This window comes from Pseudonocardia sp. Cha107L01, from assembly GCF_052566575.1.
This window is the reverse complement of record NZ_CP199579.1, coordinates 7,605,705-7,632,377: the sequence shown is the minus strand read 5'-3', so window position 1 is coordinate 7,632,377 and position 26,673 is coordinate 7,605,705. Positions and strand designations below refer to the sequence as shown.

24 protein-coding genes, 1 tRNA gene and 1 pseudogene are annotated in these 26,673 nt (G+C 69.9%); 11 read left to right on the top strand and 15 right to left on the bottom strand.

The features are described from left to right. Positions 1 to 4: 4 nt before the first annotated feature. The 3 genes from fdh to selA form a co-directional block, all read right to left on the bottom strand. On the bottom strand, positions 5 to 3,286 hold the full coding sequence (gene fdh, locus ACTXG6_RS35980) for a formate dehydrogenase (RefSeq protein WP_445183784.1): 3,282 nt from the start codon (positions 3,284 to 3,286) through the stop codon (positions 5 to 7). Positions 3,287 to 3,376: 90 nt separating this feature from the next. Then, entirely contained in the window at positions 3,377 to 5,188 is a 1,812-nt protein-coding gene (selB, locus tag ACTXG6_RS35975; protein ID WP_445183783.1) for a selenocysteine-specific translation elongation factor, read from the bottom strand. Continuing rightward, positions 5,185 to 6,531 carry an L-seryl-tRNA(Sec) selenium transferase gene (gene selA / locus ACTXG6_RS35970; RefSeq protein ID WP_445183782.1) on the bottom strand — a complete coding sequence of 449 codons (1,347 nt, stop codon included), beginning with the start codon at positions 6,529 to 6,531 and terminating at the stop codon, positions 5,185 to 5,187. The genes selB and selA overlap by 4 nt, the downstream gene beginning before the upstream one ends. A 98-nt stretch (positions 6,532 to 6,629) precedes the next feature. Here selA and selD point away from each other — a divergent pair, with 98 nt between their 5' ends. Then, positions 6,630 to 7,664 (top strand): selenide, water dikinase SelD, encoded by a 1,035-nt coding sequence (gene selD, locus ACTXG6_RS35965; protein WP_445183781.1) that lies wholly within the window; start codon positions 6,630 to 6,632, stop codon positions 7,662 to 7,664. A gap of 38 nt (positions 7,665 to 7,702) precedes the next feature. Here selD and ACTXG6_RS35960 read toward each other — a convergent pair. Further along, positions 7,703 to 7,798, bottom strand: a tRNA-Sec gene (locus ACTXG6_RS35960). 179 nt (positions 7,799 to 7,977) lie between these two features. Here ACTXG6_RS35960 and ACTXG6_RS35955 point away from each other — a divergent pair. From ACTXG6_RS35955 to ACTXG6_RS35945, 3 genes are all read left to right on the top strand, one after another. Then, positions 7,978 to 9,240, top strand: coding sequence for a peptidoglycan recognition protein family protein (locus ACTXG6_RS35955; RefSeq protein WP_445183780.1), 1,263 nt, complete (start codon positions 7,978 to 7,980; stop codon positions 9,238 to 9,240). 54 nt (positions 9,241 to 9,294) lie between these two features. Continuing rightward, positions 9,295 to 10,506 carry an amidohydrolase family protein gene (locus ACTXG6_RS35950; protein ID WP_445183779.1) on the top strand — a complete coding sequence of 404 codons (1,212 nt, stop codon included), beginning with the start codon at positions 9,295 to 9,297 and terminating at the stop codon, positions 10,504 to 10,506. 130 nt (positions 10,507 to 10,636) lie between these two features. Next, positions 10,637 to 11,173 (top strand): NAD(P)-dependent oxidoreductase, encoded by a 537-nt coding sequence (locus ACTXG6_RS35945; RefSeq protein WP_445190192.1) that lies wholly within the window; start codon positions 10,637 to 10,639, stop codon positions 11,171 to 11,173. Here the strand turns inward: ACTXG6_RS35945 and ACTXG6_RS35940 are convergent. From ACTXG6_RS35940 to ACTXG6_RS35925, 4 genes are all read right to left on the bottom strand, one after another. Beyond that, positions 11,104 to 11,961, bottom strand: a complete 858-nt coding sequence (locus ACTXG6_RS35940) for a class I SAM-dependent methyltransferase (RefSeq protein WP_445183778.1) — start codon at positions 11,959 to 11,961, stop codon at positions 11,104 to 11,106. The two genes, ACTXG6_RS35945 and ACTXG6_RS35940, sit on opposite strands and share 70 nt — an antisense overlap. Positions 11,962 to 11,972: 11 nt before the next feature. After that, positions 11,973 to 12,317 carry a VOC family protein gene (locus ACTXG6_RS35935; RefSeq protein ID WP_445183777.1) on the bottom strand — a complete coding sequence of 115 codons (345 nt, stop codon included), beginning with the start codon at positions 12,315 to 12,317 and terminating at the stop codon, positions 11,973 to 11,975. Between the two features lies 1 nt (position 12,318). After that, complete coding sequence (locus tag ACTXG6_RS35930) at positions 12,319 to 12,498, bottom strand: ribbon-helix-helix domain-containing protein (protein WP_445183776.1); 180 nt, start codon at positions 12,496 to 12,498, stop codon at positions 12,319 to 12,321. Positions 12,499 to 12,660: 162 nt separating this feature from the next. Next, the gene (locus ACTXG6_RS35925) at positions 12,661 to 13,743 is read right to left on the bottom strand and encodes an aldo/keto reductase (protein WP_445183775.1); all 1,083 of its coding nucleotides are present in this window, start codon (positions 13,741 to 13,743) and stop codon (positions 12,661 to 12,663) included. 166 nt (positions 13,744 to 13,909) lie between these two features. Here ACTXG6_RS35925 and ACTXG6_RS35920 point away from each other — a divergent pair, with 166 nt between their 5' ends. After that, positions 13,910 to 14,827, top strand: a complete 918-nt coding sequence (locus ACTXG6_RS35920) for an AraC family transcriptional regulator (RefSeq protein WP_445183774.1) — start codon at positions 13,910 to 13,912, stop codon at positions 14,825 to 14,827. 201 nt (positions 14,828 to 15,028) lie between these two features. Here ACTXG6_RS35920 and ACTXG6_RS35915 read toward each other — a convergent pair whose 3' ends face one another. Continuing rightward, positions 15,029 to 15,874 (bottom strand): class I SAM-dependent methyltransferase, encoded by an 846-nt coding sequence (locus tag ACTXG6_RS35915; protein WP_445183773.1) that lies wholly within the window; start codon positions 15,872 to 15,874, stop codon positions 15,029 to 15,031. 172 nt (positions 15,875 to 16,046) lie between these two features. Between ACTXG6_RS35915 and ACTXG6_RS35910 the strand changes: the two genes are divergently transcribed. Both ACTXG6_RS35910 and ACTXG6_RS35905 read left to right on the top strand, forming a co-directional pair. Then, positions 16,047 to 16,766 (top strand): SDR family oxidoreductase, encoded by a 720-nt coding sequence (locus ACTXG6_RS35910; protein WP_445183772.1) that lies wholly within the window; start codon positions 16,047 to 16,049, stop codon positions 16,764 to 16,766. A gap of 28 nt (positions 16,767 to 16,794) precedes the next feature. Beyond that, complete coding sequence (locus tag ACTXG6_RS35905) at positions 16,795 to 17,667, top strand: DUF427 domain-containing protein (RefSeq protein WP_445183771.1); 873 nt, start codon at positions 16,795 to 16,797, stop codon at positions 17,665 to 17,667. Here ACTXG6_RS35905 and ACTXG6_RS35900 read toward each other — a convergent pair. The 3 genes from ACTXG6_RS35900 to ACTXG6_RS35890 all read right to left on the bottom strand — a co-directional run bounded on the left by ACTXG6_RS35900 (position 17,664) and on the right by ACTXG6_RS35890 (position 21,204). After that, complete coding sequence (locus tag ACTXG6_RS35900) at positions 17,664 to 18,494, bottom strand: SDR family NAD(P)-dependent oxidoreductase (protein WP_445183770.1); 831 nt, start codon at positions 18,492 to 18,494, stop codon at positions 17,664 to 17,666. The two genes, ACTXG6_RS35905 and ACTXG6_RS35900, sit on opposite strands and share 4 nt — an antisense overlap. Positions 18,495 to 18,905: 411 nt before the next feature. Further along, the gene (locus ACTXG6_RS35895) at positions 18,906 to 20,090 is read right to left on the bottom strand and encodes a fatty acid desaturase family protein (protein ID WP_445183769.1); all 1,185 of its coding nucleotides are present in this window, start codon (positions 20,088 to 20,090) and stop codon (positions 18,906 to 18,908) included. 10 nt (positions 20,091 to 20,100) lie between these two features. After that, positions 20,101 to 21,204, bottom strand: a complete 1,104-nt coding sequence (locus ACTXG6_RS35890; RefSeq protein ID WP_445183768.1) for a ferredoxin reductase — start codon at positions 21,202 to 21,204, stop codon at positions 20,101 to 20,103. Between the two features lie 96 nt (positions 21,205 to 21,300). Here ACTXG6_RS35890 and ACTXG6_RS35885 point away from each other — a divergent pair, with 96 nt between their 5' ends. The 4 genes and pseudogenes from ACTXG6_RS35885 to ACTXG6_RS35870 form a co-directional block, all read left to right on the top strand. Continuing rightward, positions 21,301 to 22,521, top strand: a complete 1,221-nt coding sequence (locus ACTXG6_RS35885) for a PucR family transcriptional regulator (protein WP_445183767.1) — start codon at positions 21,301 to 21,303, stop codon at positions 22,519 to 22,521. A 381-nt stretch (positions 22,522 to 22,902) separates the two neighbouring features. After that, complete coding sequence (locus tag ACTXG6_RS35880; protein ID WP_445183766.1) at positions 22,903 to 23,094, top strand: hypothetical protein; 192 nt, start codon at positions 22,903 to 22,905, stop codon at positions 23,092 to 23,094. Positions 23,095 to 23,612: 518 nt separating this feature from the next. Then, positions 23,613 to 23,783 carry a hypothetical protein gene (locus tag ACTXG6_RS35875; RefSeq protein ID WP_445183765.1) on the top strand — a complete coding sequence of 57 codons (171 nt, stop codon included), beginning with the start codon at positions 23,613 to 23,615 and terminating at the stop codon, positions 23,781 to 23,783. A gap of 7 nt (positions 23,784 to 23,790) precedes the next feature. Beyond that, a pseudogene (locus ACTXG6_RS35870) lies at positions 23,791 to 23,871 on the top strand (hypothetical protein); the annotation flags it as partial. Between the two features lie 244 nt (positions 23,872 to 24,115). Here the strand turns inward: ACTXG6_RS35870 and ACTXG6_RS35865 are convergent. From ACTXG6_RS35865 to ACTXG6_RS35855, 3 genes are all read right to left on the bottom strand, one after another. Beyond that, positions 24,116 to 24,925, bottom strand: a complete 810-nt coding sequence (locus ACTXG6_RS35865; protein ID WP_445183764.1) for a GAF and ANTAR domain-containing protein — start codon at positions 24,923 to 24,925, stop codon at positions 24,116 to 24,118. Positions 24,926 to 24,953: 28 nt separating this feature from the next. Further along, the gene (locus tag ACTXG6_RS35860) at positions 24,954 to 25,544 is read right to left on the bottom strand and encodes an ANTAR domain-containing protein (protein WP_445183763.1); all 591 of its coding nucleotides are present in this window, start codon (positions 25,542 to 25,544) and stop codon (positions 24,954 to 24,956) included. 199 nt (positions 25,545 to 25,743) lie between these two features. Continuing rightward, on the bottom strand, positions 25,744 to 26,544 hold the full coding sequence (locus tag ACTXG6_RS35855) for an ANTAR domain-containing protein (protein WP_445183762.1): 801 nt from the start codon (positions 26,542 to 26,544) through the stop codon (positions 25,744 to 25,746). Positions 26,545 to 26,673: the final 129 nt, after the last annotated feature.

Below are 26,673 nucleotides of genomic sequence, written 5' to 3'. Positions count from 1 at the left end.
TTGATCAGGCCTCCGTGCCTGTGGTCGCAGTGCCTGTGGTCGCAGTGATTCCGGCGCGGTTGCGGTACTCCGCCACGTACTCGAGCAGCGCGGGACCTCGGGGGCGGCGGCCGGGCTGAATGTCGCAGGTGGCGGCCTTGGCTTCCTGGATGTGCACGTTCGGGTCCAGCGCGATCGACACCAGCTCGTTGGCGGCGTCACCGGTGCTCAGCCCGTTCGGTCCCCAGTGGTATGGCAGTCCGATCTGGTGCACGGTGCGTCCGGCGACGGTCAGCGGGGTCATCCGCTCGGTCACCAACACCCGTGCCTCGATCGCCGTGCGCGCCGAGACGATCGTGGCCCAGCCGAGGTGCTCCAGACCGCGCTCGGCGGCCAGCTCGGGGCTGATCTCGCAGAAGAACTCCGGTTGCAGCTCACTGAGGTAGCTGAGGAACCTGCTCATTCCGCCGGCGGTGTGGTGCTCGGTCAGCCGGTAGGTGGTGAACACGTACGGGAAGACCGCGCTGCCGGGCTGGCTACCCGAGGGGCTGTAGCGGTTGTCCTTCCTCGAGTACACCTCGCGCGCGGGGTTGGCCTGTTGGCCGTAGAGCGGGTTGTCGAACGGCGACTCCGCCGGCTCGTAGTGCGCCGGCAGCGGCCCGTCGACAAGCCCGGCCGGCGCGTACAGCCAGGCCTTTCCGTCGGCCTGCATGATGAACGGGTCGGTCCCGGCCAGCGCATCCTGAGCCTTGGCGCCCTCCGGTGGCTCGTAGTCGGGGCGTTTGCCGGGCTCGAAGTCGGGGACGTCGTGCCCGGTCCAGGTGCCGTGCTCCTCGTCCCACCAGACGTAGGCCTTGCGTTCGCTCCACGGTTTGCCCTCGGGATCGGCGGAGGCTCGGTTGTAGATGATCCGCCGGTTCGCCGGCCAGACCCAGCCCCAGTCCGGGGCCACCCAGCTCTGCTCGCTGCCCGGTTTCCGCCGTGCGGCCTGGTTGACACCGTCCGCGTAGACCCCGGAGTAGATCCAGCACCCGCACGCGGTGGATCCGTCGGCGGCCAGCTTGGTGTAGGCCGGCAGCGGTTTACCGTCGGCGTCCCAGCCGTTGATCTCGGCCAGCACCGCTTCGGCGTCCGGCTCGGCGGTCGGGCCCTTGGTGGGGTAGTCCCAGGTCAGCTCCAGCAGCGGGCGGTCCCGCTCGTCGGTCGAGCCGGCGAGCTTCTCCCGGATGATCCTGCCGAGGTGGTAGTAGAACCACAGTTCGCTGCGGGCGTCCCCGGCCGGTTCCACCGCCTGGTGGCGCCACTGCAGCATCCGCTGGGTATTGGTGAAGCTGCCGCTCTTCTCGGTGTGCGCGGCGGCCGGCAGGAAGAACACCTCGGTGCCGATCTCGTTGGTGCGCAGCTCGCCGGTCTCGATCTCCGGGCCGTCCAGCCAGAACGTGGCGCTCTCGATCATCCTGAGGTCGCGGACCACCAGCCAGTCCAGGTTCGCCATGCCCAGCCGCTGCATCTTCGCGTTCGCCGAGCCGACCGCGGGGTTCTCACCGAGCAGGAAGTAGCCGCCGCCCCCTTCGTCGATCTGGCGCATGACCGTGCTGTAGCTGCCGTGGTTGCCGGTCAGCCGCGGCAGGTAGTCGAAACAGAAGTCGTTGTCCTCGGTGGCCGCCTCACCCCACCAGGCCTTGAGCAGGCTGACGGTATAGGCGTCCATGTTGCCCCAGAAGCCCTTGTTGCCCGCGTCGGCGGCGACGAAGTCCGCGAGCGTCTGGTGCTGGTGGGCGTGCGGCATCGGGATGTAGCCGGGCAGGGTGTCGAACAGGGTCGGGATGTCGGTCGAGCCCTGGATGCTGGCGTGCCCGCGCAACGCGAGGATGCCGCCGCCCGGGCGGCCGATGTTGCCGAGCAGGGTCTGCAGAATCGACGCCGTCCGGATGTACTGGGCACCGACCGTGTGTTGCGTCCACCCCACCGCATACACGAGGGCCGACGTCCGCTCCCGCCCCGAGTTCCGGGTCAGCGCCTCGGCGACCTGGGCGAACAGCTCCGGCGGGATACCGCAGACCTGCTCGACCAGCTCCGGGGTGTAGTGGGCGAAATGACGCTTGAGCACCTGGAAGACGCACCTCGGGTCCGTCAGCGTCGGGTCGACCTTCGGTGTGCCACCCAGTGCCGCGCCGCCGCTGCCGTGCGCGCTGCCCTTCGCGCTCTCCTTGACCTCCCGGGTCTCCTGACCGTCACGGGGGTCGTCGTCGTTCGGCGGTGTGTCCCGGTCACCCGCCGCGGCGGCCGCGGTGACGCCTTCGTACTGCCAGCTCGCGGTGTCGTAGACGCCGGTCTCCGGGTCGAACCCGGAGAACAACCCGTCCAGGTCCTCGGTGTCGCGGAAGTCCTCCCGCAGGATCGTGCCTGCGTTCGTGTAGGCAACCACGTACTCGCGGAAGTACTTCTCCTCGGTGAGCACGTAGTTGACCAACCCGCCGAGGAAGGCGATGTCGGACCCGGCCCGCAACGGCACGTACACGTCGGACACCGCGCTGGTCCGGGTGAACCGGGGGTCGACGTGGATGATCGTCGCGCCGCGTGCCTTGGCCTCCATGACCCACTGGAAACCCACCGGATGGCACTCGGCCATGTTGGAGCCCTGGATCACGATGCAGTCGGAGTTGACCAGGTCCTGCTGGAACGTCGTGGCGCCGCCGCGACCGAACGAGGTCCCCAGACCGGGGACGGTGGCGCTGTGTCAAATACGCGCCTGGTTCTCGATCTGGATCGCGCCCATGGCGGTGTACAGCTTCTTCATGAGGTAGTTCTCCTCGTTGTCGAGGGTCGCTCCTCCCAAGCTCGCCAGCCCCATGGTCCGACGGGTCCGCCTGCCGTCCCGCTCCCACTCCCAGCTCTGCTCACGCGTGGCGATCACCCGGTCGGCGATCATGTCCATCGCCGTGTCGAGGGCCAGCTCTTCCCACTCGCTGCCATGGGCCCGGCGGTACTTGACCTTGTACTCCCGTCCCGGTCCGCTGACCAGCTGCTTGCTCGCCGAGCCCTTCGGGCACAGCCGGCCGCGGGAGATGGGGCTGTCGGGGTCACCTTCGATCTGGCTGATCGCGCCGTCGGTGACGTAGACGTTCTGACCGCAGCCGACCGCGCAGTACGGGCAGATGCTCTTCACGACCTTGTCCGCGGCCTGTGTGCGGGGGGTCAGCTCCAGGCTGTGCCGGGTCTGAGCCGCCGGTCCCCGGCCCAGCCGGTCCGCACCACGCAGCTGCTGGACCAGCGGCCAGCTCTCGATCGCCCTACCCAGATCCATGCGGCACTCCCTCGGACGACAGCTCTTGCTCAAGGATTACCCAGAATCCGTCGGTTCACAGGTTCTGGCACCGGCCCGAAAGGACGGTTCTCAGCGGATCAGCTGGTGATCGCCGTCCGGTGTGCGCCGGGTGTGCCCGAGCTGGGCCAGCCGCTCCAGCAGCGGCACCGCGACTCGGCGGCTGGTGTGCAGGGCCCGCCGCGCCTGGCTGAGGGTGAACTCGCGCTCCCCGAGCTCGGCGAGCACCCGCACCGCCGCCTGCTCCGCGCCGGGCAGCAGGTACACGCTGTCCGCGATCTTCACCAGCTCATTGGCTCGGACCAGGGCGGCAAGCTGCCTGGTGCCGAGCCCGAGCTCGGTGAGGCGACCGGACTCCGGCGCGGCGAACGGGTTGTCCGCGAGGTCGCCGCGCAGCGCGGCCAGCGCATCCCGCAGCGGCTCCGGCAGCGCGCCCGGTGCCACCTCGACACGGTGCACCCGACCGTCGCGCAGCACCAGTCGCTGGGCGGCCGGCGGCACGGTGAGCACGGTCTCGACCAGCCGAGGGTCGGGCAGCTCCAGCTCCCTGCGGGCGGCGCCGAGCGGTAGCCCGGGCTCGAGCGGGTCCGCCACGTCGTGCTCGGTGACCGAGGCACGCAGTTGTTCGGCCAGCTCAGCGGCCCGGCCGCCGTCCAACAGCCAGTCGCCCGCGGTCAGCACCTCGGCGCCGGTCGGTGGCGCACCGGCTCCCATCGCGGCCAGCTCGTCGCGGCGGACCAGCCCACGCCGCCGTACCTCGCCGGCCGGGTCCGGGTCGCCGGTGACCACGGCCAGGGTGGCGGCCCGACGGGCGGCGGCACCGCGCCGGGTGAGCGGCGGCGGACGCACGTCCAGCACCGTCAGCCCGGCCGCGACCCGGCGGCGGCCGGTGTCGCGCAGCAACGCCCGGTCACCGATGCGCAGCGGCAGCGGCACCTGCAACGTCAACCGGGCGGTCGTCGCGTCGAGCGGCCGCAACCGCACCGCGACGGCCGCCGCCCCGATGTGCAGGCTGAGCTGCTGAGGTAGCTCGCGGGCGTGGACCGGGGAGTGCGCGGCGTGCAGGCGCACGTCGACCACGGTGCTGGTCAGCCAGCGGTCCGGGGTGACGAGGACGTCGCCCCGACCGGCGGCTTCGCGGGGCAGTCCGCGCAGGTTGACCGCCACCCTGGCCACGCCGGCCGCGGTCGGCACCGGTTCGCCGAGGCAGTGCAGGCCGCGCACGGTGACCCGCCGGCCGCTGGGTTGCAGCACGAGCTCGTCGTCGACGGTGAGCCGGCCGGCCGGCAGGGTGCCGGTGACCACGGTGCCGGCGCCGCGGATGGTGAAGGCCCGGTCCACCCACAGCCGCACGTCGGCATCGGGGCGCGGTGTCGGCAGGCGCCCGGCCAGCTCCGCCAACGCCACGCGCAGCTCGTCAAGGCCGGCTCCGGTCGCCCCGGACACGCACACCGACGGCAGCGACCCGAGCGGGCTCGCGGCCAGGTGCTCCCGCGCCTCCTCGAGGGCCAGCTCCGGATCCATCAGGTCGCAGCGGGTGATGACCAGCAGGCCGTGGCGGGTGCCCAGCGCGGCGAGGGCGTCGAGGTGCTCGGCGGACTGGGGCATCCAGCCCTCGTCGGCGGCCACCACGAACATCACCGCCGGCACCGGGCCGACCCCGGCGAGCATGGTGCTGACGAACCGTTCGTGGCCCGGCACGTCGACGAACGCCACGGTGCCGCCGGCCAGCTCGGTCCAGGCGAAGCCGAGGTCGATGGTCATGCCCCGGCGGCGCTCCTCGGCCCAGCGGTCCGGTTCCATCCCGGTCAGGGCTCTGACCAGGGTGGACTTGCCGTGGTCGACGTGCCCGGCGGTGGCGATGACCTGCATTCGGGCGGTCACCCCGGTCTCGTCGCCCGGTCGGCCGCGCACACCGCCGCGTACAGCGGGTCGTCGGCCTCCTCGGGCAGTGCGCGCAGGTCGAGCACACAGCGGCCGCCCTCCAACCGGCCGAGCACCGACGGCCGGCCCGCGCGCAGCGCCGCCGCGTAGCGCTCCGGCAACGCGACCGCCGCGCTGGGCAGAGCGACGCCGGGCGCACCGCCGCCGCCCACCGTCGCCTCGGACGGGATCGCCGACGCGTTCACCGCGACCGCGCGCAACCGGGCGGCGAGCGCCTCGGCCCGCCGGGTCAGGCCGGCCGGCGACGCGTGCAGCGCGAGCGCGGTCGGGGTCGGCGGGCCGAGCAGAGTGGCCTCCAGGGCCGCCAGGGTGAGCTTGTCCACCCGCAGCGCGCGGGCCAGCGGGTGCCGGCGGAGCTGGTGCACCAGCTCGGCGCCCGCGCCGGGGGAGCCGAGCAGCAGGCCGACCTGCGGCCCGCCGAGCAGCTTGTCCCCGGACGCGGTGACGAGCGTGGCCCCGTCGCCGAGGGCGGTCGCGGCGTCCGGCTCGTCGGGCAGCAGGGGCTCCCTGGTGAGCAGGCCGGAGCCGATGTCCACCACCAGCGGCCGGCCCAGCGCGCTCAGCTCGGCAACCGACACCGAGGAGGTGAACCCGGTGACTCGGAAGTTGGACGGGTGCACCTTGAGAATGAAGCCGGTGGCCGGGCCGATCGCGTCCGCGTAGTCCCGAAGGTGGACCCGGTTGGTTGCGCCCACCTCGCGCAGCCGGGCACCGGTGGCGGCGAGCAGCTCGGGGATGCGGAACCCGTCGCCGATCTCCACCAGCTCGCCGCGCGCGATCACGATCTCCGGGGTCGCGGTGGCCGGCCCGGCCAGTGCGGTGGCCACCAGGGCGAGCGCGGCGGCGCCGTTGTTCACCACGTGTACCGCGGCCGCCGCGGGGATCGCGTCGGCCAACGCGTCGAGCGCTCCGCGTCCGCGCCGGCCGCGGGTACCGGTCGCCAGGTCCAGCTCGAGGTCACAGGTACCGGCTGCCACACCGACGGCCGCGAGCGCGGCATCGGAGAGCACCGCGCGGCCCAGGTTGGTGTGCAGCAGCACCCCGGTCGCGTTGAGTACCGGAGTCAGACTGCCCGCCGCGGTGTCCGGTAGCGCCGCGAGTGCCGCGTCCACGATCCGCTCGGGGGCCAACTCGCCGGCGCGGGCCCGCTGCTGGGCGTCGACCACGGCGCGCCGGACCAACGCGCGGCCCAGCCGACGCTGCGGCTCGGACAGCCTGGGCTCGCCGAGCACGGCGTCGGTCCTGGGTATCAGTCGGCGTGGATCAGTTGACGACCCGGTCACCCGCGCAGCCTAGAACCTTGTCGGCGAGCCCGCGCCGCACCGGGGTTCCGCGATGCGCCACTGGGCCGCGGCGGCGGACACGGCCTAACCTCGGCCGCATGACTACTTCCCCCGCGACTCGCCGACTCAGCGAGTTCAGCCACGGCGGCGGGTGTGCCTGCAAGCTCGCACCGGGCCTGCTCGCGGAGGTGCTGGCGGGGTTCACCCCGATCAGCCATCCCGATCTGCTGGTGGGCACGGAGACCGGTGACGACGCGGCGGTCTGGCGACTCGACGCCGACCGGGCACTGGTCGCCACCACCGACTTCTTCACCCCGCTGGTCGACGACCCGCGCACCTGGGGCCGGATCGCCGCTGTCAACGCCGTCTCCGACGTCTACGCCATGGGCGGCCGGCCGCTGTTCGCGCTCAACCTGGTGGCCTGGCCGTCCACCGAGCTGCCGATGCGGATGCTGGCCGAGGTGCTCGCGGGCGGCGCGGAGATCGGTGTGGAGTGCGGCTTCGCGGTGGTCGGTGGGCACAGCGTGGACGACCCCGAGCCGAAGTACGGGCTGGCCGTCGTCGGTGAGGTGCATCCGGACCGGATCCTGACCAACGCGGGCCTGCGCGACGGCGATGCGCTGGTCCTGACCAAGGCGCTGGGCACCGGGATCGTCACCAGCGCGATCAAGGGGGGCACCGCGTCGGGCGACGTCGCCGAGGCGGCGATCGCCTCGATGACCGCGAACAACGCCGCCGCGTCGGTTGCGGCCGTGGCCGCCGGAGCCACCGGGGCGACCGACGTGACCGGGTTCGGCCTGTTGGGGCACCTGCGCAAGATGGTGGAGGCGTCCGGGGTGGACGTCGAGCTGGACGTGGACGCGGTCCCGCTGCTGCCCGGAGTACGTGCGCTCGCCGAGAGCGGTGTGGTGCCCGGTGGCACTCGCCGCAACCGGGACTGGGTGGCCGATCGGGTGGACGCCGGCGCTCGCTCCGAGCTGGACGTGCTGCTGCTCGCCGATGCGCAGACCTCCGGCGGACTGCTGTTCGGCGCCGCACCGGACGCCGCGGCCGCCGCGGTGCGCGAACTGGGCCCGCCGGCCGCGGTGGTGGGCCGGGTCCGGGCCGGCACGGGGCGCATCACGCTGCGCTGAGGGGCCGGCCCGGTCGCCGAGGGATGCTCCTGGCTGGGTGGCGGAGGCGGACGGGAATCGAACCCGCCTGACCGAGATGCTCGGCCACGTCGGTTTTGAAGACCGCGGGGGCCACCAGGCGCCCTCACGCCTCCGGACCAGACGCTACCGCGACCGTGCGACCCGGCTTCGGCCAGTAGGCGTGGGCCGCTGTGAGCGCGCTCAGGCGACACGCCACGCGAAGATCACCCAATGGGGCGGAGACGGCCACTTCGAGAGCTACCGTCACCACCGGGCCAGATGTCGGCGTGAGCACCGAGCCGGAGGGTGGGGAATGAGCGGGTCATACCGTCCGCCCTACCGGGTGACCGGTCTCGACGAGTTCGGGCTGCCCGCCGAACCGCCACCGCTGCCACCGGCCCCACCTCCCGGCGCGGCCCGGATGTCGCGTCGGGGCCTGATCACCTTTGCCGGCGGGATTGCACTGGCCGGCGTGACGCTGCTACCCGGGCTGCGCGCCGACGACCCGATGCGTGAGCTGGCCGAGCAACAGGTCACCGGCGAGCCGCCCATCTACGACTGCACGGCATGGGGTGCCAGGCAGCCCTCGTCACCGCTCACCGAGCTCGACTACCGGCCGTCGAAGATCATCGTTCACCACACCGCGACGGCGAATCAGGACGACACCTCCGCGGCCGCGCTCGGCGTACTGGCCAGGGCGATCCAGAAGGACCACATGGACAACAGGGACTGGCCGGACAGCGGGCAGAACTTCCTGATCAGTCGAGGGGGCTACATCGCCGAGGGCTGCCACGGGAGTCTGCGGACCCTGCTCGGCGGTACCTCGTTCATCGAAGGCGCGCACTGCGTCGACCAGAACGACTCCTCGATCGGCATCGAGGACCAGGGCACCTACACCGACGTCACACCACCGGCCGCACTGTGGAACTCACTGGCCGTGATGTGCGCGTTCGTCTGCCACCAGTACGCCATCCCGGCCATTCAGATCTACGGACACCGCGACTTCAACGACACCGCCTGCCCTGGCGACGAGCTCTACGCCCTGTTGCCCACGCTGCGCATGCAGGTGGCCCGGGCACTCGTCGGGGCCCGGCCCGCCCAGCCCACGCAGCCCGCCCAACCGAACCAGCCCACCCAACCGAACCCGAACGCCCCGAACGCCGCGACGCCCGACCAGCGGGTGTTCGCCTCCGCCCGCACCCTCACCGTGCCCCATTGGCCGCTGCTGCGCATCGCGGACCAGGGACCTGCCGTGCTCGCGGCGCAGTACCTACTCCGCGGCGCCGGGATCCCCGCGGTTGCGCTGGACGGGCAGTTCGGCCGGGGCATGGCCGATGCGGTCTACGCCTTCCAACGGAAGCACCGGCTGCCGCCCACCGGAATGATCGGCGGCGGGTCCTGGCCGCTGCTCGCCGTACCGGTCCGCCCCGGGAGCGGGGGATACGCCGAACAGGCCGTGCAGGTACTGCTGCGCGCCACCCCGACACCGCCGAACCCCCGGCCGGCGTACCCGACCACGACGGTCGGACCGACGACGTGGCAGCGACTGCTCGCTTCCCACGCACCCACCACCTAGTGCGCTCTAGGCTGATTCCATGATCGGAACCAGCGGTAGGGCCTGTGGGCGGCTGTGACGGATACGCTCATCAGCGCTGACCGGCTGTTGCACGGCCCGGCCGGCCAGCGCCTGACCGACGCGGCGGTGCTGGTGCGGGACGGGCGGATCGTGGCCGTCGGGCGGCGGGCCGAGATCGAAAGGCACGCCACCGCCGACACCCGCCGGTACGACTTCCCCGGCTCGACGCTGTTGCCGGGACTGATCAACAGCCACGTCCACCTTGCGTTCGACACCAGCGCCGATCCGGTCGGGGCTTTCCAGCGAGCCAGCCCCGAGCAGCTGCTCGCCGGTATGGCGGAGCGCGCCGGCGCGGCCTTCCGGGCCGGCGTCACCACCGTCCGCGACCTGGGCGACGACGGCACCGCATTCCACCTGCGCGACGCCATCGCCGCCGGCGAACGCCCCGGCCCGCGCATCCTCGCCGCCGGGCCGCCCGTCACCGTCCGCGGTGGGCACTGCTGGTTCTTCGGTGGTGACGTCGACCTGACCGGCGACGGCGACGCCCAGCTGCGGGAGCAGGTCCGCCGCAACATCGACGCCGGCGCCGACCTGATCAAGGTGATGGCCAGCGGCGGGCAGCTGACACCGGGCGGCGCCGCCATGTACGAATCGCAGTTCACCACCGGGCAGCTCGGGGTCATCGTCGCCGAGGCCCGGCGCGCCGGCCTGCGGGTCGCCGCGCACGCCCACGGGGCCGACGCGATCAGCTCCGCTGTCGAGGCCGGCGTCCACACCGTCGAACACTGCGGGTGGATGAGCGGGCCGGGCAGCTATGACCGCCGCGAGCAGGTCGCCAGCACCATGGCCGCGAAGGGCATCTACGCCTGCGCCGCGCTCAGCCAGAACTGGCTGCCCCTCTACCAGCGCCTCGGCGACCGCGGCCCCGCCGTGTTCGGCCGCCTCGCCTGGATGGCCGACCTGGAAGTGCCCTTCATCGCCGGCACGGACGCGGGCCTGCCCGGGAGCGTCTTCGACAACTACGCCGGTGCCCTCGGCCTGTACCCCTGGCTCGGCTTCCGCACCGAGCAGGCCATCGAGTTCGCCACGGTCAACGCGGCCGCCGCCCTCGGCCTCGCCGACACCACGGGCCAGCTCGCGCCGGGGCTTGCCGCCGACCTGCTCGTCGTCGCCGGCGACCCGCTCACCGACCTCGAGGCCCTGCGCGACGTCCGCCTGGTGATGATCCCGCACGCGACCCATCTCCCCGCGACCGGGGACACTTAGTCCACCAAATCGGTTGCCATCAGGCGGCGGGCGCGGCAACGTGGATCATCGGCGCCGGAGGGGGAGAAGGCCCGTGGACCAGGTGACATTCGGGCCTTACCGGATCCTCGGGCTGTTGGGGCGGGGCGGGATGGCTGAGGTCCACCGTGCCTACGACTCGCGCACCGATCGAGTCGTGGCCCTCAAGCTGCCCGCTGACCGGGGCGAGCCGATGAGCCGTTCCGTGGCCGACTGCACTGTGCTGGTCGTGGGCCTGGGTGCGGTGGGTCGCGCTGTCGTCGCTCGACTGCGCCCGTTCGGTCCCAGGATCGTTGCGGTGCGGGCTCATCCCGAGCGCGGTGTCGTAGCCGGGGTCGAGCAGGTGGTCGGTACGCGCGATCTCGTGGGTGCGGTGGGCCAGGCCGACGTGGTGATCTGTGCCGCGGTGCTCGACGCCGACAGCCGAGGACTGTTCGACGCGCGGGTATTCAGGTCGTTCGAGCCTGGCGCCGTTTTCATCAACGTGGCCCGTGGCGCGCCGCCAACCTCCAGCGCTGGAAGTCCGGCCAACCCCCGGAGTGGGCGGCCAACACGCCCCGCCACCAACGGCACAGGGCGTCAGGTGGTGGCCACCAGTAGGTCCTCGCCGCTCGACGGGCGAAGGCCGTCGGCGCGATCGGCGAAGTAGCGGTCGGCGAGCACGGTTCCGGGCACGTGTTCGGCGGTTGTGAAGCCGGCTTCGCGGGCCAATGCCAGCATTTCCGATGGGGTGTAGAAGCTGATGAACGGTGTGCCGGTCGCTCGCGCACCGCTCTTGGCCGCCCGGAGTCCGGGCCGATCGGCGTCCTCGAGAAGCTCGGTCGGCAACAGGAACGTCATGGCGAGAGTCGAGGCGGGGGCGAGCCCGGCGAGCTGGCGCAGGGTCGCCGCGGTGGCGTCCTTGGTGAGGTACATGGTGACGCCGGTGGAGACGACGACCGCCGGCTGGCCGGGATCGAAGCCGGCGGCTGCCAGCTGCTCCCACCAGGACCCACCCGCCTCGAAGTCGACCGGGACGAGTCGCAGCCAGTCGGGGATGCCGTAGCCGAGCTCGACCAGGCGGCGGCGCTTCCAAGCTTGGTTGCCGGGTTGATCGACTTCGAACACCCGCAGGCGGGCCGCGATCTCCGGCCTGCGCTGGGCAAAGGTGTCCAGGCCGGCCCCCAGGACGACGTACTGGGAGATGCCGCGGCCGGCCTGCTCGGCCACCAGGTCGTCGATGAAACGAGCACGGGCCACGACGGCCGCCCGGTACCCGCTGGTGGCGCGCGGGTCCATGTCCGGGCGGCGGCGCCAGTCATCGTCAGGGGCGGCGAGCCGCAGGCCGATCTCGTCGGAGAGCACATGCGGTGGCGGGTCGACGAGGACGTGCATCGCTCGCCAGAGCGCGACCCGCTCCGCGGTGCTGTCCGGCGCCTCAGCTTGCGTGTCCGCCACGACGTTCTCTCTCACTTCTTGGCCGGCGCTTGCAGGCTCCAGAGGCGCCCGTCGGGGTCGCGAACGGTCATCTCCCTGGTCCCGAAATGGGTGTCTTCGAACGGCGTGACCACCTCGACGGCGGGATCGGGGCGGAACGCATCGGCATCGGTCACCTTCAGCACGATCTGTACCCCGGGCTCCCGGTCCTCGGGGATCTCGGCGATGAACACGTAGGGACCGTCGCCGTTGCGGAGCTGACCGGAGTTGTGGTCGGTGGAGAACTCCAGATCGAAGCCCAGTGCCTGGAAGAACTTCGCCGCCTTGCCCCAGTTGTGGGTCTCCAGGAACACGGCCTCGACACCGTCGGTCGTCATCTCAGGTCTCCTTCTCAGGCGATTGCGGTCGTTGCCCGTGGGCGTCGTCGAGGTAGGCGCGCAGTGCCTCAGCGACCAATGCCGAGAGGGACAGGCCCGACTCGATGGAGCGGTACTTGACCTGCTTGATCAGCCCGACCGGCAGGTACACGTTGAACTGCTTGATCTCCTCGTCACCCACAGGCCGATGCTAGCATACTAGCAAACTAGCCGGCATCCCGTAGCTCGCGCGCCGTGAAGAGGACGTGCAGGCGGATTCCGGCGGCGGCCAGTGGCCGCCCAGTTCGAGACCGGCGAGTAGTTCGGTGCCGGCCGGGACCAGTGGTAGCAGGTGTGAGCTGGCTCAGTAGCGGACGTCGCTCTGCGTCAGTGGTGGATACACGGTGGATGTCGCACCGTCGACGGTGGTGCCCGCGAACTGCAGCATCGCCCGTAGCGCGCCGTGCAGCTGTGCCGGGTAGTTCAAGGTCGGGGCCGAGACCTCATCCAGCAGGTGGCGGTGTTCCGGGGTGAGAACCACGTCCAGGCCGGCGAGGTTGGTCTCCAGGTGCTCCACGCGCCGGGCGCCGAGGATGGGCACGACGGTGCCTTCGCGGGCGCGCAGCCAGGCCAGCGCTACCGCCGCGGCCGTGGTCCCGAGCTCGTCGGCGACCGCGGCGACGGCGTCGATGACCACAAACTCGTCCTCGTCGGGGCCGCCGACGAAGGCGGTGCGGCCGGAGTCGGTGACCGGAATGTCCCGCCGGTACTTGCCGGACAGGAAGCCGTTCTTGAGCGGGCTCCACGGGACCAGCGCCATGCCCTGGTCGCGCGCGAGCGGCGCGAGTTCACCCTCGACGGTGCGGGCCAGCAGCGAGTACTCGACCTGCAGCGCGATCAGCGGCGTCCAGCCTTTCAGCAGCGCGGTGGTCTGGGCCTGTGCGGTCACCCAGGCCGGCGTGTTGGAGAAGCCGATATAGCGGATCTTGCCGGCCCGGACGAGATCGTCGAGGGTGCGCAGGGTTTCCTCGATCGGAGTGTGCCGGTCCCAATTGTGCAACCAGTACAGGTCGAGGTAGTCGGTCTGCAGGCGGCGCAGGGTGTGGTCGAGCTGGGCGTGGATCGACGTGCGGCCCGCGCCGCCGCCGTTCGGGTCGCCGGGGAAGAGGTTGGTGAAGAATTTCGAGGCCAGCACCACGCGCTCACGCCGCCCGGGCCGGGCGGCGAAGAAATCGCCGAGGATCTTTTCCGAGTGGCCGTTGGTGTAGAAGTTCGCGGTGTCGATGAAGTTCCCGCCGAGGTCCAGGTAGGTAGCCAGGATCTTGTCGGACTCCTCGACGCTGCATCCAGCGCCCCCGGGGTCTTCCCCGAAGGTCATCGCGCCGAGGGCGAACGGGCTGACCCGCAGCCCCGACCGGCCGAGGGTGATGTAGTGATCGAGCGGCATGAGTGTGCTCCTGTGTGCGTCGGAATGGTCCCGGAAGTTGGTGTGACCATCGAAACGCGAGCGGGGTGGTCCGGGGTAGACCGATGCGCGCGGGATCTTGCCTAATCCTCTCGCTTTTGCACCGATCGGGCTTGCCGCGCGGCGGCGGACATGGTTCCGTGGCGGTATGCGCACCACCCCTGGCCTGCTGGACGAGATCCGCGGTGTCATCGCCGCCCATGCCCGACCGGATATGCGGACGCCGATAGAGGGGTTGCTGTTGTCGAAGGTGGAGACGGCGCCGCCGGACTACTCGCTGACCGAGCCGCTGTTGGTCGTGATGGTCCAGGGCGGCAAACGCCTCCTGCTCGGCGACCAGGTGTATGAGTACCGGGCCGGGCAGATCCTCGTGGTCACCGCCGCCCTGCCCGTCACCGGCCACTACATCGACGCCAGCTCACAGGTCCCGTCGTTGGCCATGGGCCTGGTGCTCCGCCCGGCCGCCATCGCTCCGCTGCTGCTGGACGCCCCGGATGGACGGTGGTCCCGCGCCACGGCCGGCCCACCCGCGATAGCGACCGGTGGGGCCGGCCTCGACCTGCTCGACGCCGTGGCCCGAATGTTGCGGCTGCTGGATCACCCCGAGGACGCTCACGTGCTCGCCCCGCTGATCGAGCGGGAGATTCTCTGGCGGCTGGTCACCGGCCCGCACGGCGGCGTGATCCGCCAGATCGGCCTGGCCGACAGCGGCCTCTCCCACGTCAACCGGGCGATCCGGTGGATCCGCGACAACTACGCCGAACCGATGCGGATCGTCGACCTCGCCCGGTTGGCCGGGATGAGCCCGTCAGCATTTCACCGGCACTTCCGCACCATCACGGCCCTGAGCCCCCTGCAGTTCCAGAAACGCATCCGGCTCCAGGAGGCCCGCTCGTTGTTGGCCGCCCGCCCCGGCGATATCGCCGGCGTCGGGCATCTCGTCGGCTACGACAGCCCCTCGCAGTTCAACCGCGAGTACCGCCGGCTGTTCGGCGCCCCACCCGGCCAGGACGCCGCGCAACTCCGCGCGGACACCGGGCCACACGACTTCCAATACCTGCCTTGACCCGCAGGGAGTAAAGGCTGGCCTGAAAATCGTCGCCCCGGTGTCAGGAAGACGCGGAGGACTCGGCCGTCGGAGGCGAGACGACGGTCGGGGGGAGCCGGGACTCCCGCGTCACGATTCCCAGAACCACCACGGCCGCGGCGGCACACAGCCCGGCGGCGGCGACCCCGAACACCGCGGGTGCTCCGGCTCCGGCGCCGATCAGGAGCCCGCCCAGCTTGGCTTGACCGCCTGGAGCGTGTAGCTGTGGGCCAGGCGCTCGGGGCGGTCGGCGAGACGCCATTCGTCGAGCGTGGTCTGTTCCATCCGCCCGGGAAATGCTTCCCACGGAACACTGTCGTGCTCGACGAACTGGGTGAGCGTGAGTCCCCGATCCAGTAGCGTGGTGATGATCTCGCCGATGCCGTGGTTCCAGCTGTGAGTGACGCTGTGGGCGAGCTGGACGTCCGTGGGGACGTAGGTGTCGGCGTCGTCCCAGACGAGCGGCTCCGGCACCTCGAAGTACGGGAATGCAAGCTCGAGCCGGTCGGTTATCCGCTCGTCCATCGCCCACATCATCGGATGACCCTCGCGCAGGAACAGCCGTCCACCTGGCCGCAACAGGCTCTCGACGACCTCGGCCCAGCGGCGGATGTCGGGAAGCCAACACAGCGCGCCGACTCCGGTGAAAACCAGATCGAACTCGCCGGCGGGCACCACCTCGAGCGCGCTGTACACGTCAGACTCGACGAAACCGACGTCTGAGGATGTCGCGGCGGCAAGTCGCCGCGCCTCGCGAATCGCCGCCGGCGAGAAATCGAGACCGGTCATCCGGGCACCCAGTCGCGCCAACGAGACCGTGTCGGTGCCGATGTGGCACTGCAGGTGAATGCCGCGCACGCCCGCGAGGTCGCCCAGTCGGGGAACGTCGAAGCGGATCACCTGGCTGAGGAAGCCCGGGTCGGCCAGAAACCGCTCGACCGCGTAGCCGGGGGAGGCGGCATGGGCCGGAGCCCGCTCGTCCCAGTTCGCCAGGTTGATGGCCATGGAGTCGAGCTCGGAATTCATGATCGAAATCATATCGACGGCCCGTGCCGTTCACATCCGAAATACGGCTGAGAACCTAACCTGTAAATCAGTATTGACAAGTTAGAATCGATGGGTGTGTGATAGCTGCGTCCCTAACCGGTACAGCGACGATGGGTAGTTACATGACTGACCTCCACCACCGCACCGCGTCATGAACACCTCGCTGGAACACCGCACCGTGCTCGTCATCGGTCGAGGCAGCGGGATCGCGCGCGCCGTGGCACTGGCGACCCGGGACGCGGGTGCCCAGGTCATCGCCGCCGGCCGGAACGCCGAGGCCCTCGCCGTCGCCTACGCCGGCGAGCCCGGCATCACGACTGAGACCGTTGACATCACCGACGACGCCTCGATCATCGGGCTCGGGGAGCGGCTCGGGAGGCTGGACCACATCGTGTCCACCGCGTCGGCCCGCGCTCGCGGGCGGCTTCCCGATCTCACCAGGGACGCGGTCCGCACGTCCCTGGATACCAAGGTCATCGGCCCGCTCATGCTGGCCAAACACCTCGGGCCGCGCATCAACGAGGGCGGCTCATTCGTCCTGTTCTCCGGCGTCGCGGCCTTCAAGATCGCCGTCGGCACCCTGGCAGTCGCGATCACCAACGGCGCGGCGGACACGCTGACCCGCTCGCTCGCACTCGAGTTGGCACCGATCCGGGTCAACGCCATCTCTCCAGGTGTGATCGACACCGGCGCTTGGGACGCCCTCGGCGAGAAGGGCAAGGCCGAGATGTTCAGCGACCAGAGCGAGCGCAACCCGGCCAGGCGGATCGGCACCACTGAGGACATCGCCGACGCCGTGCTGTTCGCGATGACCAGCACCTTCCTCACCGGAATCACGCTCGCCGTCGACGGCGGCGAGGCGCTCACCTGACCCCCATCCCGTCCGAAGGGAGAAAGCCATGGGCCTGTCCTGGCAACAAGGACCCCTCGCCACTCGAGGGGTGGGCCGATTCCTCGTCCCCGACCCGTTACCGGAGCGGCTGCTGTTCGCCGAGCCGCTGCGCCGGCGCATGCGGGTGCGTTTCGGCGGCGAGTGGATCGCCGACAGCGAAGACGTCGTGCTCCTGCACGAACCGGGCCGGTACCCGGTCGCCTATTTCCCGATCGACGACGTCACGCCCGGAGCACTGCGGCCGTTGCCGGCCGTCACCACCCACCGCGACCTGGGCGAGACGTCCTGGTTCACTGTGAACGCGGCCGGTCAGAGCGCGCCGCGCGGCGCATGGCAGCACATCGACCTACCGGGGCACGCCGCCGAGCTCGCGGACCGGGTCGCGTTCGCCTGGCGCGCGATGGATGCCTTCTACGAAGAAGATGAACGCATCGTGGGGCACGCCGCCGACGCCTACCACCGCAACGACATCCGCGGCACCTCCCGCCACCTCGTCGTGCGCGTCGGCGATCAGGTGGTGGCCGACAGCCACGCTCCGCTCGTCCTCTACGAGTCGGGCTTCGCCCCCCGTTGGTACGTGCCCCGTGCGGACATCGACGAGCCAGCCCTGACCGCCATGGAAGGCCAGACGTTCTGCCCGTACAAGGGCCTCGCCAGCTACTACGACGTCGCCGGCGTCAAGCGCGGCGCCTGGTCCTACCGCGAGGCGTGGCCGGAAGTCGGCCGGGTGCGCGACCTGGTGTCGTTCGAGCCGGACAAGGTCACCGTCCTGCTCGACGGCACGGTCCTGGAACTCGAACCCGGTCAGCAGGTGAGCCCACACGGTGTCGACCGCGGCCTCGACGTCGACGAAGGGGCCGGTGCTGCCTGGGGAAGTTAGTCCACTCGCCGTGTGGCTCGGCGGAAGATGCGGCCCAGCACAGGTTGGGAGAATCTGGCCGGTACATGGTGGGCCAGGGTGAGTGCGGCGTTCAATGCGTTGACCTGCTCCACTGCCCTACCGCGTTTCGCCGCGGTGACAGCGACCTCGGCGACCCGGGCTGTGGGGGTGAGCAGGAACCGCGGTATCCAGGTCAGGTCCAGTCCAGCCAGGGCTGCCGCGTCGGTGTCAGTGGGGCCCGGTGACACGACTGTGACGCCCACGCCGGTGCCGCCCAGCTCGTAGCGAAGGGTGGCGCTGAGGTTGAGCACGAACGCTTTGCTGGCGCAGTAGGTCGCCGCCCCGGGACACGGGTAGTAGCCCAGCCCGGATGCCACGTTGAGAATCGTGCCGCGGCCACGGCGGGTCATCGCTGCCGCCGCCGCGTGGCACAGTCGCAGCACGCTGACACAGTTCAGCTCGGTCTCGTAGTTGCGTTGCTCCACGCTGTGTGTGATCAGGGTGCCGACCAGGCCACCGCCGGCGGAGTTGACGAGTAGGTCGATGGCGTTGTGCTCAGCCCCGAGTCGGGCTTCGACCGCGTCGCGCTGGGACCTCTCGGCCAGGTCGGCGACGATTATCTCGGTCTGCACCTTGTGCTGTTTCTGGATCGTGGCCGCCACCTCGGCCAGCTTCTCCGCGCGCCGGGCCACCAGGACCACATTGACGCCCTCGACCGCGAGCCGTTCGACGATGGCCCGGCCGATCCCACTCGACGCGCCGGTCACCAGAGCCCAGTCCCAGGTGCGCGGCGGGTCCGACGTTTTCGCCGCGCTCCCTGCTGGCATTGGCGCAGAGTAGTCAGCGGGACGCTAGCGCTCGCGTCGGCCGCGGTGGGGTGGCTCGCCCAGGTCGGCGCGCAGCTGCGTGAGTAGATCCGCGGTCGCGGTTGACCGGCCACGCTCCGGCCGGCAACCGCCGTGACGAGGATGTCGGTGGTCATCGAGGCGGTGGTGATCTCGCCGGTCACCTTGGTGTCGGACATCGGTGCCGGCAGCGTGACCAGCACCCGGTCGCCGACTCGGGTGTGCCGATGGATACGTCTTTCTCGCCGCCTGAAGCCGAGGCAACGGTCGAGCGCTGTGGGCTGTCGGTGGTCGAGAACATCGGCGGCCAGGAGCTATCTGAGCGCTACTTCGCCGATCGCTCCGACTGCCTCACACCCCTTGCGCCGAGCGGTTCCTGCCGGCAGCGGTTGTCTAGGCGGCCGCGCGCTCGCGGGCCGGTGGGCGCGTGCCGGTGAGCTGCGAGGCGACCTCGACTGCCGCTGCCGGGGTGCGGACGGATTTCAGCTTGTCGAAGAAGCCATTGGGCAGGGAGAGCCGGATGACCTTCTTCCATGCCGAGACGACCTGCCTGGGCAGTGAGCCGGTGGCGTAGGTCAGGCCGTAGCGCTCGAACAGTTCCTGGACCCTCGGCGCGATCTCCTGGTACCGGTTGCTGGGCAGGTCCGGGAACAGGTGGTGTTCGATCTGGAAGGACAGGTTTCCCGCCATCAGGTGGGTGAGCGGTCCGCCCTCGATGTTGGCCGCACCGAGCATCTGGCGCAGGTACCACTCGCCGCGGGTCTCCCCGACGATGGACTTCTTCTCGAACGTCTCGACACCCTCGGGGAAGTGCCCGCACATGATGACCGAGTGCGACCAGAGGTTTCGGGCCAGGTTCGCGACCGCATTCGCGGCCAGGGTGGTCGGGGCGGCTAGCCCGGACAACAGCGGGTGCACGACGTAGTCCTTCGTCATCTGCGCCCGGATCTTGGCCAGCACCGCTTTGGCTTGGCGTTGGAACTCGGGGTTGTCCTTGCGGCTGGACCAGTTCTTGCCGAGCTCGAGGTCGTAGGCGGCGATGCCGTACTCGAAGAAGCACGCATTGACGAAGTTCCACAGTGGCTGGCCCAGGTTGAGCGGCACCCAGCGCTGGTCCTCGTCGACGCGCATGATGCCGTAGCCGAGGTCGTTGTCCTTGCCGATGACGTTGGTGTAGGCGTGGTGCAGCTCGTTGTGCGAGTGCTTCCACATCTCCGAGGGTGAGGCGTGGTCCCACTCCCAGGTGGTGGAGTGAATCTTCGGGTCCCGCATCCAGTCCCACTGGCCGTGCATGACGTTGTGCCCGATCTCCATGTTCTCCAGGATCTTCGCGACCGCAAGGCCAGCGGTCCCGGCCAGCCACGCGGGCGGGAACAGGGAGACGAGCAGCATGGCCCGGCTGCCGAGCTCGAGCGTGCGCTGGGCGTCGATGACGCGGCGGATGTAGGCCGCGTCGCGCTCACCGCGGCTGGCGACGACCTCCGCGCGGATGACGTCGAGTTCGGCGCCGAGGGTCTCGATGTCCTGTGCGGTGAGGTGGGCGATCGGGTTGTCGGCCTTCTTCTGTATGACGGTCACTGGGAGCTCCTCAGAGGTCGATGTCGCAGGCGCCGGCCGCGGCCGACACACAGGTCTGGATGAGCACGCCGTCGCCGGCCGCCGCGGTGGTGAGGTCGCCGCTGCGCAGGTCGCGCACCGCTCCCTCGCGCAGCGGGGCGACGCAACCGAAGCAGATTCCCATCCGGCATCCCGAGGGCATGAGCACGCCGGCGGCCTCGCCGGCGTCGAGCAGCGGGGTCACGCCGTCGACCTCGATGACGGTGCCGGATTTGGCAAACAAAACCTGTCCGCCTTCGCCGGTGACAAGGATGTTCGGGCGGAACCGTTCGGTGTGCAGCCTCGTGGCTTGACCGGTCGTGTCGAAGTGCTGTTCCAGCGCGTCGAGCAGACCGGTGGGCCCGCATGCCCAGGTCTCGCGCTCGGCGAGGTCGGGCACGAGTCGCTCGAGCGTCGCGGCGTCGAGCAAACCGTCGGTGTCGGTGTGCAGCTCAACGAGCCGGATGTGCCCGGCCGCGGCGAGCCGGCCGAGTTCGGAGCCGAAGATGACGTCCTTTGATGTGGGTGCGGAGTGGACGAGCACGACGTCGGCGAGCCGATCGTCCCGATTGCGCAGCATGCCCATGACAGGTGTGATGCCGCTGCCGGCGGTGACGAACAGGACCTTCGCCGGGCGCGTCTCGGGAAGCGTGAACTCACCGCACGCCTGGTCCAGCCGGACGATCGTGCCCACTCGCATGCGGTGGACGAGGTGGTTGCTCACCACGCCGCCGGGGATGGCCTTGACGGTGATCGTGATGCAACCGTCCGGGCGGTCGAGTGGCGAGGTCAGTGAGTAGGCGCGCCACTGCCGCACGCCGTCGACGTCCACCCCGATGCGGATGTACTGGCCGGCGACATGCCTACGCCAGCCACGACCTGGCTTGATCACCAAGGTGGCCGCGTCCTCGGTCTCGGGCGCCACCGCGACGATGCGTCCGCGCAGCTCGGCGCCCGAATGCAGCGGGTTCACCAGGTCGAGGTAGTCGGCGGGAACGAGCGGTGTCGCGACGAACTCGGCCAGCTTGACGGCGCCGTCGCGCAGCGCGCTGGTGGCCTCACGCCAAGGAGCACGGATCCGAAGGGCTGTCGTCATAGCTTCAGCATGACTGCCGCAGCGGATAAATACTTGCACTCAGGACGTGAATATCAGGACTACAGTTGTGCGCAGGAAACAGAGCGGAGGCTGGCCGTGGTTCGGGAGCTGTCGATCGTCCTGGATCTACCCGACCCTGTTGTGGCCGAACTGCGCGCCCAGCTGCCACACGCGGCAAGCCAAACCGTCGCCGCGATCATCGCCGAGGTCCCCGGGTACACCAGCGCGCTGGGCGGGCCGATGGGGATCCGTATCGAGGACGCCGTCCGGATGGCGCTCAGAGGCCTGCTCAACCTCGCCTCACAACCGCTGTCAACGTCGCCGCTGAGGCCTGCCCTGGACGCGGCATACGCCCTCGGCCGCGGCGAGGCCCGCGATGGGCGCAGCATGGACGCGTTACTCGCGGCGTATCGCATCGGTGCCCGGGTGTCCTGGCGAGAGCTCGCCGCCGTCGCTGTGGACGCCCGCCTGCCCGCCACGACCACGGCGCAGTTCGCCGAGCTCGTGTTCGCCTACATCGACGAGTTGTCGGCGGCGAGCGTGTCCGGACACGCCGACGAGCTGGCGACCTCGGGGCGGGTCCAGCAGCGCTACCTCGACCGCCTCGCGCGCGCCCTGCTCGCCGGCGACCCGGCCGACGCGCTCCAGGCGGCCGCGGGACGCGCCGCGTGGCAGCCCCCGGACACGCTCTCCGCCCTACTGATGCCCGACGGGCAGGTCCACGGCCTGCGGTCGCTTGTCGACCCACGGACCCTCGTCCTCTCCGAAGACCTGCCGGGCATCGACACCCCTGATGACACCGTGGTTCTGCTGGTGGCCGACCTGGACGAACCCGGGCGGGAGTGGCTCAAGCGAGAGCTCACGGATCGCTCCGCGCTGCTCGGGCCGGCACGCCCGTGGACACGAGTACGCGTGTCCTACGAACGGGCACTGCGGGCGCGACGTCTCCATCCCGCGACATCCGCGCCGCGGGTACTCGACACCGAGGAGCACCTCGTCGAGCTAGTCATCGGGTGTGACGACGAGGCGCTCGCTGACCTGCGAACCCAGGTCCTCGCCCCGCTGTCCGAGCTGAGTTCGGCCACGGCCGAAAAGCTGGCCGAGACGCTCGGCGCCTGGTTGCTGCATCAAGGTCGGCGCGCTGACGTCGCCGCGGCCCTGTTCGTCCACCCTCAGACCGTTCGCTACCGGATGTCTCAGCTGCGCGAGCTGTACGGAGACCAACTCCACGATCCCGCCACTGTGCTTGCCCTCTGCATCGCCCTCGGCGCCGCCGGACCAGAGCGTCGAGCACCGACACCACAGAAAGCGACGTGACAGCCGCGTACCTCGATCACCGACAGCCGAGCCCGATCGGACCCTCGGCTGATGTTGACCCGCGCTTATGCACACTCGGAGTGGCAGCCCGAGTACTGGCTGTCGATCGGCCGAACTGCCCGCCTCAGGCGCCGGGACCGGGCACACCCGAAAAGGACCGAATGTGGGACTGGTGACTCGCGTGAGGTTTTCCGCACGCGGAGAATAGAGGTATCCTTTTGTCGCCACGATTTCGGGATTGGCCGGCGATGAGAGGTCGTTGGTGATCTCCCACTGACGTGGACGTCGCTCCGGACCCCGGTGACATATCTGTTGGTTCACACGGGCGCCGGGAGTGGTTCGCATGGCCGCGGGTTTGCGTGCCGGGTTGGTCGGATCGCGGTGGCGGCGCGTGGCGATCTCGACCGGATTCGGCGCGAGCAGGTCTTTCTCGCGTCGATGGCCCGCCGAATGCTCGCGACGAACATTCTGACCGACCCCGATGCCCTGGAACGGCTGATGGCCGCGCTCCGCGCGTCGGTGACCGTCGACGACCTTGCCCAGCACGCCGGCCACCAGTCCTGCACCAACTAGACCAAGGCGGGGACCGGTGAATGAACAGCGACGGACTCGGATACAGCCGCCCGCGGGCGCGGCCCCGCAACACCAGGGGGATACCGCCCCGTTGAGGTACGCGCCCAGATGGGGCGCCAACATGGTGCGGGCGCTGGTCTGGTGGCCGGCGTTGAGCATGATTGCGGTTGCTGCCCGGCCCGGCTCGGATGTCGTGATGATCGCTGGGTTCGGGGCCGGTTTGGTGGTGCTCGGGTTGGTCAACACCGCGCTGCAAGCCTGGTTTGCGAGATCGGTTGGGGATGGGATCAGAGCTGACCCGACGACAACTATGCCGGAGAAGACAGGGGTCTGAGCCTGGCCAGCTCAGGGCGATGGAACCAATCGGCGACTGAATGAGAGAAATGCGAACGGCTTCGGGGCAGGCCATTCATGATCATTCGGATAATGGTTCCAAATCAGCTACGAATCCCGCGGAAGCAGCGACGACATCAGTTTTTTGGTGGACACTCTTATCCTAACCAGGAGGAGGTGGCGTCATGCTCGCCATCGTCGCTGCAGTCTTGTTCCTAATCGCGTTGATCTTCGAACTTGTCGGGTTCTCGCTGGGAGTGCTCACAGCAACCGTATTTGTCACCGCCGGGCTGCTGTGTGTTGCGCTGCACCTTGCCGGAGTTGGAGCGAACAGAAGGGCCTTCGCCCGCCGCTGACCACCGTTCGGTGATCGTCGACGTCGCCATCGACCAGGGCGGCTGCTTCGAGACTTCGCGCCCGACCACGTACGCCGATCCGGTCTACGGCGCCTCGCCGAGCAGGGCGCCGACACGGCCTTCGCGGACGACCCCGGCTTCGCGCGCGGACTCAACGTCAGGGGTGGGGAGATTGTCTAGGAGCCTGTCGCCACGGCCTATGCCCAAGGTGCGCCGGTAGCCGCCTGGTAGACCCGTCGAGTTGGGACCTCGCCGATATCGAATCGGACGGCATGCCGCTAGCGCCGGACCAACCTTGTCCGGGCCCACGGGTAGGCAACCTGCGATCGTGGTTAGGGGAGCGGCCGAGGCCTCCGAGTGGCTGCCGACATTGGCGTTGGGTGTTTGGTGCGGGTCTGGGGAGTTGGTGTGGTCAGCTGGTGTGGGTCGAGTTGCCTGGTAGCGATGAGGCGTGCCACGTCGGCCAGGCGCAGGTTGTGGCTGCGGACGTAGCCGCGGAGCCGGTTGAACGCTTCGTCCATGCTGAGCCCCAGGTGTTGGGCGAGTACGCCTTTGGCTTGTTCGATGATGACTCGGCTGGTGAGCGCGGCCTGTAGTTGTTCGTTGACGACCTCACCGCGGCGGATGGCTCGTTCTTGCAGGATTCCGATGGTGGCGATGTCGGCCAGGGCTTGGCCCAGGGCGAGGTCGTCCTCAGGTAGTGAGGCGGGGGTGCGGTGCAACAGGTTCAGCGCTCCGATGGCTTGTCCGCGCAGTCGCAGTGGTACGGCGTGTACCGACGCGAACGATGCCTGCTGTGCGGCGGCGGCGACGAAGCGGGGCCAGCGGTCCGCGGCCTGGTTCAGATCGGCCACGCTGACCGGGGCGGCGCCGCGGAAGCAGTCTACGCACGGTCCCTGTTCGGCTTGTAGTTGCAGCAGCTCCATCATCTCCGCGTCCTCGCTGGAGGAGGCGACCGCGTGCAGTGCACCGCGCGCGTCAGCGAGCAGGATTCCGGCGGCGTCCGCGGCGAGTAGCTCGACGCTGTAGGCAACGAGGTGATCGAGCAGGTCGATGATGTCGTACTCGTCGACCAGGGTGTCGGCCAGCGCGACGAAGGCTCGGCTGACCAACCGCTCGCGGCCCCCCGATGGCTGGCTCATCTCAGTTGCTCCCTGGAGTTCGCACTAGCTATTTCATGTCCTGGGTGAAGATCAGCGTTCGGTCGACCACGTCGCGGGCGACGTCGCCGAGCAGGCGTTGTTCGACGAACGCGTAAGCCCGTAGCCGGGCCAGCGCCGCGGTGGCGCTCACCTGCAGTTGGGCCAACACCATGCCGGTTGCCTGGTGAATCTCCGCGCGACTGCCCTTCGAGTGATCAAGCCACCTCGCCGCGGCGTCGCTGTCGAAGCTGCCGGGGCCGGGGCCGGGGCCGGGGCCGGGGTTGGTGCGGAGCCCGAGGAGCATCAACGCCGCCACGTCCGCGGCACTGACCGCGTCCCGCCACTGGGTCTGGCTCAACTCGCCCGCGACGCCACGGTACATATCCAGTACCCCGAGATTGGTCACGCCCCATTGCAGGGGCAACGCGAACAACGCGTGCACGTTGGTCTGCTCCGCGACCGCGGCGGCGAAGATCGGCCACCGCGCCGCTTCGGTGCTGTGGTGCAGGTCCGGGACCAGGACCGGTGATCCGGTCGCCGCTGCCTGCATACAGGCGCCCTCGTTCAGGCTGAACTGCAGATCCGGCGCATTCGGCCCCGCCGGCTGTGCGGGGGGCACGGTGAGCTGCTCTGTCGGGATATCGGCGGACGGTTTCGAGACTCGGTGACGGGGTCGGATGCACACCCATGGCGGCCCGTCCTCACCTCGAAGGTGGCGCCGGGGTCCGGGGCGTAGATAGTCGTACTCAGAGTACCGCTGTTCGACCCGAAAAGAGCGCGTTATCCGAGGTCAGGTCCGCGAGCAGGTCGCTGTCAGCTCAATGACGGCCTCGGCGGTCGGTACGCCGGGGCTGGGGAGCTGGCAGGGTCAGCTTGCGTGGGTCGAGTTGTCTGGTGGCCAGGAGGCGGGCGACGTCGGCGAGGCGCAGGTTGTGGCTGCGGACGTAGTCGCGTAGGCGGGTGAACGCCTCGTCCATGCTGAGGCCAAGGTGTTGGGCGAGCACGCCTTTGGCCTGCTCGATGATGACCCGGCTGTTCAGCGCGGCTTGTAGCTGTTCGTTGATGACCTCGCTGCGGTGGATCGCTCGTTCTTGCAGGATTCCGATCGTGGCGATATCGGCCAAGGCCTGACCCAGAGCGAGGTCGTCCTCAGACAGTGATCCGGGGGCGCGGTGCAGCAGGTTCAACGCTCCGATGGCTTGCCTGCGTAGCCGCAGTGGAACCGCGTGCACCGACGCGAACGGCCCGTGCTGCCCGAGCGCGGCGACGAAGCGTGGCCACCGGTCAGCGGCCTGGTTCAGATCCGCCACGCTCACCGGTGCGGCGCCGCGGAAGCAGTCCACACACGGGCCCTGCTCGGCCTGTAGCTGCAGTAGCTCCATCATTTCGGCGTCTTCGCTGGAGGCCGCGACCGCGTGCAGGTCACCGCGGGCGTCCGCCAGCATGATGGCCGCCGCGTCCGCGTCGAGTAGCTCGACGCTGTAGGCGACCAGGTGGTCCAGCAGATCGATGATGTCGTAGGCGTCGACCAGCGTGTCGGCCAGCGCAACGAACGCCCGACTCACCAGCTGCTCGCGGCCAACCTCCGGCTGGCTGATGGCACTACCTTCCTTTCGCACGGTGGATCCCGGCGGGGAGCGCTTGGTTCGCTTGTCCTTTGAGGACTGTCATGAGACGGCGCCCCTGCCGGGCTCCGGTGAAGGCCTGACGTCCAGGAGGGTGTAGTCCCGCGAGGACTGGTTCATCAG

Bases quoted from the DNA above. Each gene is read 5' to 3' on its own strand.
- ACTXG6_RS35865 (WP_445183764.1), bottom strand. From the start codon at position 24,925: ATGAGCCAGCCATCGGGGGGCCGCGAGCGGTTGGTCAGCCGAGCCTTC.
- selD (WP_445183781.1), top strand. From the start codon at position 6,630: ATGACTACTTCCCCCGCGACTCGCCGACTCAGCGAGTTCAGCCACGGC.
- ACTXG6_RS35890 (WP_445183768.1), bottom strand. From the start codon at position 21,204: ATGACGACAGCCCTTCGGATCCGTGCTCCTTGGCGTGAGGCCACCAGC.
- ACTXG6_RS35920 (WP_445183774.1), top strand. From the start codon at position 13,910: ATGCGCACCACCCCTGGCCTGCTGGACGAGATCCGCGGTGTCATCGCC.
- ACTXG6_RS35875 (WP_445183765.1), top strand. From the start codon at position 23,613: ATGCTCGCCATCGTCGCTGCAGTCTTGTTCCTAATCGCGTTGATCTTC.
- ACTXG6_RS35915 (WP_445183773.1), bottom strand. From the start codon at position 15,874: ATGAATTCCGAGCTCGACTCCATGGCCATCAACCTGGCGAACTGGGAC.
- ACTXG6_RS35935 (WP_445183777.1), bottom strand. From the start codon at position 12,317: ATGACGACCGACGGTGTCGAGGCCGTGTTCCTGGAGACCCACAACTGG.
- ACTXG6_RS35900 (WP_445183770.1), bottom strand. From the start codon at position 18,494: ATGCCAGCAGGGAGCGCGGCGAAAACGTCGGACCCGCCGCGCACCTGG.
- ACTXG6_RS35945 (WP_445190192.1), top strand. From the start codon at position 10,637: ATGGCTGAGGTCCACCGTGCCTACGACTCGCGCACCGATCGAGTCGTG.
- ACTXG6_RS35910 (WP_445183772.1), top strand. From the start codon at position 16,047: ATGAACACCTCGCTGGAACACCGCACCGTGCTCGTCATCGGTCGAGGC.
- ACTXG6_RS35905 (WP_445183771.1), top strand. From the start codon at position 16,795: ATGGGCCTGTCCTGGCAACAAGGACCCCTCGCCACTCGAGGGGTGGGC.
- ACTXG6_RS35955 (WP_445183780.1), top strand. From the start codon at position 7,978: ATGAGCGGGTCATACCGTCCGCCCTACCGGGTGACCGGTCTCGACGAG.
- ACTXG6_RS35925 (WP_445183775.1), bottom strand. From the start codon at position 13,743: ATGCCGCTCGATCACTACATCACCCTCGGCCGGTCGGGGCTGCGGGTC.